Source organism: Mesoplasma seiffertii ATCC 49495, assembly GCF_000518725.1.
Taxonomy (GTDB): Bacteria; Bacillota_I; Bacilli_A; order Mycoplasmatales; family Mycoplasmataceae; genus Tullyiplasma; species Tullyiplasma seiffertii.
The window spans coordinates 275,949-287,278 of sequence record NZ_KI912486.1; the positions used below are offsets into that span (position 1 = coordinate 275,949).

8 protein-coding genes, 6 tRNA genes and 1 rRNA gene are annotated in these 11,330 nt (G+C 33.1%); 14 read left to right on the forward strand and 1 reads right to left on the reverse strand.

The window, feature by feature from the left end; translation table 4 throughout:
• The 3 genes from L872_RS0104295 to gatB are packed head-to-tail and all read left to right on the forward strand — an operon-like array spanning position 1 to position 3,190.
• Entirely contained in the window at positions 1-297 is a 297-nt protein-coding gene (locus L872_RS0104295; RefSeq protein WP_051418478.1) for a hypothetical protein, read from the forward strand.
• Positions 297-1,754 carry an Asp-tRNA(Asn)/Glu-tRNA(Gln) amidotransferase subunit GatA gene (gene gatA / locus L872_RS0104300; protein WP_027063600.1) on the forward strand — a complete coding sequence of 486 codons (1,458 nt, stop codon included), beginning with the start codon at positions 297-299 and terminating at the stop codon, positions 1,752-1,754. The genes L872_RS0104295 and gatA overlap by 1 nt, the downstream gene beginning before the upstream one ends.
• Positions 1,754-3,190 carry an Asp-tRNA(Asn)/Glu-tRNA(Gln) amidotransferase subunit GatB gene (gene gatB, locus L872_RS0104305; protein ID WP_027063601.1) on the forward strand — a complete coding sequence of 479 codons (1,437 nt, stop codon included), beginning with the start codon at positions 1,754-1,756 and terminating at the stop codon, positions 3,188-3,190. Before gatA ends, gatB begins: the two co-directional genes overlap by 1 nt.
• Positions 3,191-3,678: 488 nt before the next feature.
• Here the strand turns inward: gatB and L872_RS04845 are convergent, their stop codons facing one another.
• Positions 3,679-4,581 (reverse strand): potassium channel family protein, encoded by a 903-nt coding sequence (locus L872_RS04845; RefSeq protein ID WP_084340199.1) that lies wholly within the window; start codon positions 4,579-4,581, stop codon positions 3,679-3,681.
• Between the two features lie 114 nt (positions 4,582-4,695).
• Between L872_RS04845 and L872_RS0104315 the strand changes: the two genes are divergently transcribed.
• From L872_RS0104315 to L872_RS0104365, 11 genes are all read left to right on the forward strand, one after another.
• Positions 4,696-6,417: a TrkH family potassium uptake protein gene (locus L872_RS0104315; protein ID WP_027063602.1), complete on the forward strand. Its 1,722-nt coding sequence runs from the start codon at positions 4,696-4,698 to the stop codon at positions 6,415-6,417.
• Positions 6,418-6,425: 8 nt separating this feature from the next.
• Positions 6,426-7,280, forward strand: coding sequence for a bifunctional 5,10-methylenetetrahydrofolate dehydrogenase/5,10-methenyltetrahydrofolate cyclohydrolase (locus L872_RS0104320; RefSeq protein ID WP_027063603.1), 855 nt, complete (start codon positions 6,426-6,428; stop codon positions 7,278-7,280).
• Positions 7,281-7,380: 100 nt separating this feature from the next.
• On the forward strand, positions 7,381-8,238 hold the full coding sequence (locus L872_RS0104325; RefSeq protein WP_027063604.1) for an MFS transporter: 858 nt from the start codon (positions 7,381-7,383) through the stop codon (positions 8,236-8,238).
• Positions 8,239-8,513: 275 nt separating this feature from the next.
• A tRNA-Asn gene (locus L872_RS0104330) sits at positions 8,514-8,589 on the forward strand.
• 10 nt (positions 8,590-8,599) lie between these two features.
• Positions 8,600-8,675, forward strand: a tRNA-Glu gene (locus tag L872_RS0104335).
• Between the two features lie 27 nt (positions 8,676-8,702).
• Positions 8,703-8,778: transfer RNA gene (locus L872_RS0104340), tRNA-Val, on the forward strand.
• Between the two features lie 15 nt (positions 8,779-8,793).
• Positions 8,794-8,869: transfer RNA gene (locus L872_RS0104345), tRNA-Thr, on the forward strand.
• A gap of 78 nt (positions 8,870-8,947) precedes the next feature.
• A complete protein-coding gene (locus L872_RS0104350; protein WP_027063605.1) occupies positions 8,948-9,835 on the forward strand; it encodes a lipoprotein in 888 nt (295 codons plus the stop codon).
• 88 nt (positions 9,836-9,923) lie between these two features.
• Positions 9,924-9,999 (forward strand) — tRNA-Lys (locus tag L872_RS0104355).
• Between the two features lie 6 nt (positions 10,000-10,005).
• Positions 10,006-10,089: transfer RNA gene (locus tag L872_RS0104360), tRNA-Leu, on the forward strand.
• Positions 10,090-10,479: 390 nt separating this feature from the next.
• Positions 10,480-11,330: ribosomal RNA gene (locus L872_RS0104365) — 16S ribosomal RNA — on the forward strand; the annotation flags it as partial.

Consider the following 11,330-nt stretch of genomic DNA (forward strand, 5'->3'; position numbering starts at 1 on the left):
ATGGATAAACAAATTAAGTACGAAACAGTATTAGAATTAGCTGAAGATATTATGTTGGAATTATCAGAGGCTGAAATTCAAGTAATTTTGGCAACTGACAAATCACTTAAAACTAAGTTTGAAAAAGTTACAAGTATTAATACTGACAATGTTGAACCATTATTTTATCCGTTTGACAAAAATCATGATTTTTTAAGAGAAGATGATCAACCTTATAATGTTGAACAAACAGCAGTTTTAGCTAATGCTCCATCAACTGATGGTGAATATATTACGATTGTGAAGGTGGTTAAATAATGATAAATTATAAAAAAATGACAATTAGTCAAATCCATGAAGCTTTAAAAAATAAAACTTTCTCAGTAACAGAATTAACTTCACAAGTTATAGAAAATTTAGAACAAGATTGAGAATCAAATGCAGTGGTTACATTAGCAAAAGCGGAAGCCTTAAAAAATGCTCAGAACCTAGATCAAAATTTTGATGACACTAATTTGTTATGTGGAATTCCTTATTTGGCAAAAGATAATTTTTCAACAAAAGGAATTAGAACAACATCATCATCAAAAATTCTTGAACAATATTACCCAGTTTTTGATGCAACAGTTATTAAGAAAATGCATCAAGCAAATACAGTGATGGTTGGGAAAACAGCCCTTGATGAATTAGGAATGGGAGGAACAGGATTACATTCTGCTTATGGAAAAGTATTTAATCCTCGTTATTCTAAACGTTTAGTCGGAGGATCTTCATCAGGATCTGCTTATGCAGTTGCTAAAGGTTACGTTCCTTTTGCAACTGGAACAGATACGGGAGATTCAATTCGTAAACCAGCGTCTTATAATGCAATTGTGGGATTTAAACCAACATATGGAGCAATTTCTCGTTACGGAATTTTACCATATGCTCCAAGTCTAGATACTGCAGGATTTTTTACTCGTAATGTTGATGATATGGCAATATTAGCTGAAGCAAGTTTTGGTTATGACCAAAAAGATTTCACATCAATTGATGTTAATAACCAAGATATAGTTAAAAACCTAAATAATTTATCAAAAACCACTAAGTTTGGATATATTAAGGAAGTTCACCAAGCATTAAATGAAACAATGCAAAAAGAGTATTTGGAGTTTTATAAAAAATTAGAACAACAAGGATATGAGGTTCAAGAAATAAGTTTCCGTGAAGATTTATTAGAAGCCTTGGCACCAGTTTACATGATGATTTCGTTTAGTGAAGCAGTTTCAACAAATGCTAACTTAGATGGTATCAATTTTGGGACTCGTGAGCCAGGTGCTGATTACACAGAAATCATGACCCAAACCCGTGCCAAAAATTTCGGAGAAATTGTTAAACGTAGATTCATTATTGGAGCTTTAAATTTACGTCGTCAAAATCAAGTTGAATATTTATTAAAAGCTAAACAGGTTCGTCGTTTAATCGTTGAAGAAATTTTAAAATTCTTCACAAAAGCAGATATTATGATTTTACCGCCAGCTCCAGGACCGGCACCGTTAATTGAAGCTGCCCAAGAATTTGATGAGCACAATAGTCAAACTAAAGAATATTTAGAAGACATTTTAATTATTGCCAATTTTGCAGGGTTACCATCAATTACAATTCCATTTATTGAAATAGATAAAATGCCAGTTGGAATTAATTTAACTGCGCAAGTGGCTGAAGATTTAAAAGTTTTACAAGCAGCTAAACTATGTGAAACACTTATTGGTAGAAAAAATGAGGTGGTTGAGTAATGATTAACTTTGAAATTATTATTGGAATTGAAAATCACGTTGAGTTAAAAACTCAAACAAAAATGTTTTCTGCAGCTCAAGTTAGCTATGGAGCGAAACCCAATTCAATGGTTAATGAAGTTTGTTTAGGTTATCCCGGAGCAATGCCAACTTTAAATAAACAAGGAGTTAAGTTAGCAGTTTTAGCGGTTAATGCTTTAAATATGGAGTTAGACACTTTACTAAAGTTTGATCGTAAAAACTACTTTTATCCTGATTTAGCAAAAGGTTTCCAAATCACCCAACAATTTAATCCAATTGGGAAAAATGGTGCTTTAGAAATTACTTTACCAGATCAAACAACTAAAATTATTGACATTGAAAGATTGCATATGGAAGAAGATACTGCTAAGCAAATTCACAAAGACAATCTAACTTATATTGATTACAACCGTAGTGGAATTGGGTTAATTGAAATTGTTACTCGTCCAGTAATGCGTAGTGCTGATGAAGCAGTAGCATATGTTGAAAAACTTCGAGAAGTTTTGTTATTTTTAGGAGTATCAGATGTCAAAATGAATGAGGGTTCTTTAAGAACTGATTTAAATATTTCCTTGCGCCCATTTGGTGCTACAACATATTCAAATAAAGTTGAAGTTAAAAATCTAAACTCAATTTCAAATATGCGTAAAGCAATTGAATTTGAAGTTAAGCGTCAAACAAAAATTTTATTGAATAACCAAATCGTTGAACAAGAAACTCGTCGTTTTGATGATACAACTCAAGAAACTATCAGCATGCGTTCTAAATCTGATGCCTTAGATTACAAATATTTCCGTGAACCAAATATTGCTCCAATTCAGTTAGATAAAAATTGAGTAGCAGAAATTATTGCTAACTCACCAGAATTAGCTGATCAAAAACGAGTTAAGTATGTAAACGAATATGGATTAACTAGCGAAGATGCTAATATCATTTTAACTAGTTTGGAAATGACGATGTTTTTTGAGACAACTATAAAATTGACGTCAGCGGCTAATAAAGTTGCTAACTTTTTAATAAGTGATATTCAATCGGAATTAAATAAAACCAATCAAACAATTGATGAAATTGCGTTAACACCAAATAATTTAGCAGAGATGATTAACTTAGTTGAAGAAGGAATTATTTCTTCTAAACATACAAAAACAATCCTGCCCCTAATTTTGGTTGAGGCAAATGAAACGCCTAAACAAATTGTTGAACGTTTGAATTTAAAATTAATTTCTGATCAAAAAATCATTGAAGAAATGTTAAAACCAATTATTGCTGCCAATGATGAGCTAATTGCGCAATATAATGAACGCCCTGAGCGAGTAACTAAAACAATTATGGGTCAACTAATGAAAATATCTCAAGGAAATGTAAATCCTGATGTTGCAATGAAAATCATAATTGGGTTAGTAAAACATAAGTAAAAAACACTGTTGTATTTTGAGAGTTAAAAAATAAAATAAAGTTGAGCTTTTAGATAAGGCCACTAAGGTATTTATCCTTAGTCTAAAAGAACTTGTAGCAAGTTAGTTTACTCATTCTTTTACTAACAATAATAACTAAGTTATTAAACTAAGTTATTAGCTACAGTTGCCAATGTTATTTTTCTATAGTTATTTTCATAGCTAATACTTGGTTAGTTTTGTTCTTTCTTGTTTAAAATGAACTATTGTCCCACACAATAATTTTCAGACTATTTACTAACTAATCAGTATATTTTTACTTACTGTAAAGTTCATGCTTAGGACTTAATAAATTATTCATATAAAGACTGTTATGGAGTATTTTTAAAATTTTTTACTGTAGTTTTAAAAGTACGAGGTAAAACAACGCTCATTTATTTATTACCAAATCCATTTAAATATTTTAATAAAAAAATTCCCAAGTAAATTGGGAATTTTTTTTGCCTGTTTTATTTAAAAATTTCTTCATCCTTAATTTCAAGATTTGGACTGTCGTTTATTTTAGTTTTAGTACGACGTGGCTTTGCTGTTGAATTGGCAATAGTCTCTGTGACATCTTCTTCAAACATTAAATTGTCGAATAAGTTTTCATCAATATGAGGATTTTCATTGTCAACTAATTCGTCAAAGTCAAATAATGTTGGAATTACATCAGCTTCATCTTCTTTATTAGCTTGAAGTTTTTCAGCCAATCCGTTGATTACGGTGATCTTTGCAAAGACAACAACATCATCGTGTTCTTTTAGTTCAGTATAGTCATCAGGTAATAAAGTTTTTCCTTTGCGACGAATCTGAATAATATTAAAGTCTTTTGTTGAAGATAATCCAGCATCTTGTAAAGTTTTCCCAATAACATCAGGGTTAGCAACTGTTAATGTTGTCGAAATAAATTCATCATCAATTGAGTGTAAGTCAATATCAATATCAATATCAAAAACTGCCCGAGTCCCAATCATTTTTCCAGCTAAGCGATCAGGAATAATAATTTGGTTTTCGCTTAAGCCCAAGGCTAATAAAATTCGCTTGTGTTTTTCATCACGGGCTTTTGCAATAATGTTATGACATTCTAAGTCAATTAAATTTAACACGGTCATAATTGACGCTTCAATATTTGAACCCAATCCAACAATAACACCATCATAAGAATTAACCCCTGCTTTGGCCAATCCCATTTTATTTGTAGAGTCTAAAACAATTGCATCCACAGAATCGAATTCTGCTAAATATAAATCTAAGCGATCTTGATCGATATCAAACATTGTGATTGATTGACGTTTATCAACTAGTGTTGTCAAAACTGCCAAACTAAAATTTGATGCTCCAATAATCGCGAAACTTTTCTTTTTTGCCATAAAATATAAACCTCTTTTGCCTTTTAATTATACATAATATAGTGTAAATTATAGTCCAATAACTAAGTATAAGATATAATATAAGGTAGATTTTATGAAATGAAGGTGAGTTTAATGGATAAAACCCCAAATAATAGTTTTAGAACAAACTCATCAGAGGCAGATTCTAAAACATCTCCAACCGACCAACAAAAGCGTGGAGACTATAACTCTGAAAAGCGTCAAAAGTTTAATCGCAATTTATTTAAAAAACTTAAGGTGTGATGACCGTTGTCAAAAATCAGTGGACGAATTTTTTTAATTTACACATTAATTGTTTTACTAGGTGGATTTTTATTAACTATCCCAGGGGTGTTAACAATTTATGAAGATGAATCAAAAAACGTGTTTCACTGAGATTTTTTAACAGGAATTTTTACAGCATCATCAGCGTTTAGTGATACTGGAATTAATATTGTTGACCCGTCGCATGATTATACTTTTTGAGGGCAACTATTAATTTTACTAATGATCGAAATTGGAGGAATTGGAGTTTTAACTATTAAAATTGTGTTATTTTTAGCGATAAATAAGAAAATTTCTTTAAATGATACGGTAACGGCTCAAACCGAACGGGGGTCATCAGTAACTTCGTCAACAATTGAAATGATTCGTGATGGCTTCATTTGATTAACAATTGTGCAATTTATTGCCGCAATCTTTTTATTCTTTGTGTTCTTTTTCACTGAACCAGGAATTGTGACTAATAACTCCCAAAACTCAGTTAACGGACCAAATAATGCAAGTTTGAATGTAGTTTCACCATTTCATAATTTTGGGAAAAGTTTATGATTTGCCATCTTCCATTCAACATCAGCAATAAACAATGCAGGATTTGATATTATTTCAGAAGCTTCATTGCAACCTTACAATGTTGAAAATCACCGCGCTTATTTATTACAAATGATTTTCTTATTGGAATGAGTTATTGGAGGATTAGGATATCCAACTTTCCATGATATTAAACGTAAAATTCGTGCCCGTCGTTCAGGTCAAACTGTGCGTTTTAGCTTATTTACGAAATTAAACTTCTGAGTTTATATCACCTTATTTATTGTCGGACCGTTATCAGTTTTAGGAGCTGAGTTAGCTAACTATGACAAATCATTGTTATTTCACAATTACTCATTTGATGTTGATCCAACTACTGGGCAACCAAGTAATATTGCAATTATTAATGCCAAACCAGTTGGGGTCGCGTTAATGGATATTTTCTTTAATACAACTTCAGCCCGTAATGCTGGGTTTTCAACAATTAATACTAATGATTTTAATGCCGGGTCAAAAACAATTTTATCGGTAATGATGTTTATTGGTTCAGCTCCAAGTTCAACTGCTGGAGGAATCCGGACAACAACATTTGCAATTATTATTTTAGCCAACTGGGCGATTATTAAAAACCGTAGTCATACTTCGGCATTTAAGAAAACTATTCCTGATAAAACGGTAAAACGAGCTTTTGCAGTATTTTTCATTTCAGTTGCCTTAATTGTGTTAACTTTAATTATTATTTATTGTGATTCGGCAGGAGTGCTTTCTTCTTCAACTGCTCCTGAGTTAAATGGAAATAATTCAATTATTGAAATTATGACTTTGATAACTAGTGCCTTTGGAACGGTAGGATTAAATCCGTTCACTCAATATCAAATGATGAATTTTGGGGCATTAACAAAAATTATCATTATTATTGCAATGTTTTTAGGACAATTAGGAATTTCAAATACGCTGTTAGTATTTATTAAACCTTCAAGAAAACGTCCGTACCAATATCTTGAAGAAGATGTAACGATAGGATAGGTGAATTAATGAAAATACTTGATGGAAAAGCGGTAGCATTAAAGCGCCGTCAACAATTAACCGCTAAAATTACAAAAATTGTTGAACAAGGACACCGACGACCAACGTTGGCGGTTATTCTTGTTGGTAATGATGAAGCATCGCAAGTTTATGTAAAGCACAAAACTCAAATTGCTCAAGCAGTTGGAATTGAACCATTAACAATTCATTTAGATGAAAATGTTAGTCATGAACAATTATATGGAACAATTGATCAACTCAACCTTGATCAAACAATTGATGGAATTTTATTACAACTACCCCTACCAACGCGTTTTCGTGAAGAAGATTACTTACAAGCAATTATTCCTAGCAAGGATGTTGATGGTTTTCATTACGTTCATCAGGGGAAAATGTTACAAGGATACGATTCAATTTATCCATGTACCCCATTAGGAGTAATTAACTTATTAAATGAATATCAAATTCCAATTCAAGGACAAAATGTCGTGATGGTGGGAACTTCAAACATCGTTGGAAAACCATTAGCAGTAATGTTGCTAAACTTAGGAGCGACAGTCACAATGTGTAATCAAAACACTCAAGATATTAAAATGTATACCCAAACTGCCGATATTTTAATTTCAGCTACAGGGAAACAATTTATTATTACTAAAGAAATGGTAAAACCTCAAGCAACCGTAATTGACATTGGAATTATGCGAGATTTAAAAACTAATAAATTGGTGGGAGATGTCGATTATGACAATGTTGCCCCAATTACTAGCAATATTACTCCAGTTCCTGGTGGAGTTGGCCCAATGACAGTTATTACCTTAATGGAAAATACCTTTAAGCTTTATCAAGACCATTTACAATCTTAAAAAACTTTTGAACTATGCTTCAAAAGTTTTTTTGAAAAAAATAGTTCTACAAAAAGATTAAAGGTGTATTATCTAAGTAAATAAAATAGGAGAATACAATATGGCTTTAACAAAAAAAGAACAACGTCAAATTGCAAAACACGATCAACGTAAGTGACAATTCAACGGAACATTTAAAACAGGGATTGTGCTAATTTTAATTTTTTCAGGAATTGGCTTGATGGGATCAGCATTAATGTTTTTTATGGGACTAGTGGGAATCGTTATTCAAAATTCATTAACAAGTGGACAATCATCATCAATTAATTTATCAATGGCTAGTGGAATCATCTTAGCGTTTTTTGGAGCATACATTTTTACTTTGACAGCAGTGTCATTAACAATGGCATCATTTACACTATCAAATCAAACAACAAGTACGAAAATGATTTTAGCAATTGTCGCAATTGGATCAGGTGTTTGTATGATTGGGGGAATTGTAATGTTATTAACTCCCCAAACTGATGAAAAAGAAGTTGAAGCGATTGAATTAAATAATGAAGTAAGAGTCTTAGAAGAAGTTGTTGAGCAATCTTTAAATAAAGAACAAGTGTTTAATCGTGATGAACGTGAACAACGAGTTTATGAAGCTAAGTATGCTAAAGCAGTGGAATTCTTAGAACAAATTGAAAATAAAGAAATTGAAGAAGAAAAGTTAGTTGATAAGTTTTCAAATGATTTTAAAGTAATCTTCTTACAAGCTAAACGCGATATGATTCTTGACGGACGTATTCAAGATAAGACTTACAATGAAGAATTGGCAAAACAATTAACTCATGAACAAAATGAAGACCTAATTGTTATTAACAAAGAAATTTCTGATAATGTCTTAGATAAAATTGATGATTCAGAATGAACACAAGAAGCAAATGACGAAAAAACTGATAAACCAGTCGAACTTTTTGAAGAAAATAACTAAACCCTTAAATCACAAACACTGTTTGTGATTTTTATTTGGAATATTGGGCTAATCTAGGTTATAATATAAAAGCGATGAGCCGATGTCGTTGACATCAAAAAAAGCGGGCGAACAGTTAAATGTCGCTTTTTTATTTGAAAAAATTAAAATCAGCAAACTTTCACAAAATTTCGTAAAAAAATAAAAAAAGATATAGACATTTATTTTTTCTCATGATAATATTTTTATTGTCTTGGTAAAAGAAAAAAATTGAAGATTCGCAACAAATATTACTTGGCTTTTTAGCTCAGTTGGTAGAGCAACCGGCTGTTAACCGGTTTGTCACAGGTTCAAGTCCTGTAAAAGCCGCCATTTATTATTTGGCCTGTTGGTGAAGCGGTAAACACACACGGTTTTCATCCGTGGATACACGGGTTCGAACCCCGTACAGGCTACCATTTATTATTTATTATTATTTTTATATTGGGATGCTAGCTCAGTTGGGAGAGCTCCTGCCTTACAAGCAGGCGGTCAGCGGTTCGAGCCCGTTGCATCCCACCATTTTATTTTTTTAATGCTGACTTAGCTCAGTTGGTAGAGCAACTGACTTGTAATCAGTAGGTCGAGGGTTCAACTCCTTTAGTCAGCACCATTAAAGAAACATAAAAACGACACGCAAGTGTCTTTTTTTATTTTTAAAGTATAATTTAATCAACAACAAAGGAGACCTATGAAAAAACTTTTAGCAATACTTGGAGCAATGACTTTAACAGCAACAACAGCAACAACTGTTGTGAGTTGTGGAACTCAACTAGATCAATATCAAGGTAATTGAAGTCGCAGTAGTAGTTTATATGGCTGAGACTATGATGCGGAATTAAGCTTTGATGATTTAGTTAGTTATTTGCGCTATACTGCTAAACTAGGAACTGATGTTGATCAAGAAGATCCCAATAATCAAATTATTGGAATTGAACGTAATTTAATAACGGAAGCAAAACTTAATAATATTATGACATTGTATAAATTGTTAGCCTTTAATTTGGATGGTTTAATTAATTCATTAAAACCTGAAGAAGGTACACCAGGAGTTACTAATAGTCGAGCAACTTTGACAATTGATTTAGATCAAGAAAATGGTCAAGCAAATAAACAACTAATGCAACAACTATTTTTAGGGTTAAAAAATAAAAATAATTTTGCCAATAAATTAAATCAAGCGTTTAGTGAAACATTAGGAACTGAAACCGAACCTTGAAAGTCTTGAGAAAAGTTTGAAGACTTTCAAAACGAACCAGGGATGTCGTTAATTTTACAAGCTAATGGAACTTTAGATAGTAAGAATGAATTGGTCACTGATGGTATTAGTAGTTCACTGGTGAAAATCAAACAGTTAAACGAGTACTTAAATGATTCTCAAACAAAGTCAAAAACAACTGAACAAATTGCTAATGACATTTGAGACATTTTTAAGAACTTTGATAAGTTTGTAAACTTGGGATGAACAATTAATAAAAAAGTTGCCAAACCTGGAACTGAAGAAGGAAAAGAACCTGAGTATGAGTATCCGGGACTAATGGTTTCTTTCAATATTGGAATTCAGTCATGACGAAGATAAGGTTTTGCTTATCTTTTTTTATTTTTAATTGAATAATTTTTAATCAAGTGATATTATTTAAAAGTCCAAAGATGACAATTAAATATTTGACTCGTTAGCTCAGCCGGTAGAGCAACTGGCTTTTAACCAGTGGGTCCGGGGTTCGAATCCCCGACGAGTCACCATTCTTTGCGGGATTGGCGGAATTGGCAGACGCACTAGACTTAGGATCTAGCGTCTTCGACGTAAGGGTTCGAGTCCCTTATCCCGCACCATTCTAGATAAACACCTAAAAATACTTTTCGAAGTATTTTTTATTTGAAAAGTCAAAAGCGGTAAGAGTTTATCATTGTCTGAAAAATATTTTAAAAATGCCAAAATAGGTCTTTACTTGCAATTGAAAATAGCATAAGATATATTTAAGACTTTTGTGAAGATATCTTGCAGAAATTTAATGAAATAATTTAATAAAAATATTTAAAAAAACTATTCCATTTTATTTTTTACTATGCTATTATCTAAAAGTCGCCGAAAGGCAACACAATGATCTTTGAAAACTAAATAGAACAACAATTGTACAAATCTTGATCAATATCAATTTAATTTGAGTAGACAATATTATATATACAATAAAAAAGAAACAGTCAGAATCAATTCACATTTTTTCAAATGAGAGTTTGATCCTGGCTCAGGATAAACGCTGGCGGCATGCCTAATACATGCAAGTCGAACGGGGGTGCTTGCACCCCAGTGGCGAACGGGTGAGTAACACGTATCTAATCTACCTTATAGCGGGGGATAGCCTTTGGAAACGAAGGGTAATACCGCATGAGAATTTCATTATCGCATGAGAAGAAATTGAAAGCACCGTTTGGTGCACTATAAGATGAGGATGCGGCGTATTAGCTAGTAGGCGGGGTAAAGGCCCACCTAGGCGATGATACGTAGCCGAACTGAGAGGTTGATCGGCCACATTGGGACTGAGATACGGCCCAGACTCCTACGGGAGGCAGCAGTAGGGAATTTTTCACAATGGACGAAAGTCTGATGAAGCAATGCCGCGTGAGTGATGACGGTCTTCGGATTGTAAAGCTCTGTTGTAAGGGAAGAACACTTAGGAGAGGAAATGCTCTTAAGCTGACGGTACCTTACCAGAAAGCCACGGCTAACTATGTGCCAGCAGCCGCGGTAATACATAGGTGGCAAGCGTTATCCGGATTTATTGGGCGTATAGGGTGCGTAGGCGGATTTGCAAGTTTGAGGTTAAAGCCCGGGGCTCAACCCCGGTTCGCCTTGAAAACTGCAGTTCTAGAATACAAGAGAGGTAAGCGGAATTCCATGTGTAGCGGTGAAATGCGTAGATATATGGAAGAACACCTGTGGCGAAAGCGGCTTACTGGCTTGTTATTGACGCTGAGGCACGAAAGCGTGGGGAGCAAATAGGATTAGATACCCTAGTAGTCCACGCCGTAAACGTTGAGTACTAAGTGTCGGGGGTTATACCTCGGTGCTGCAG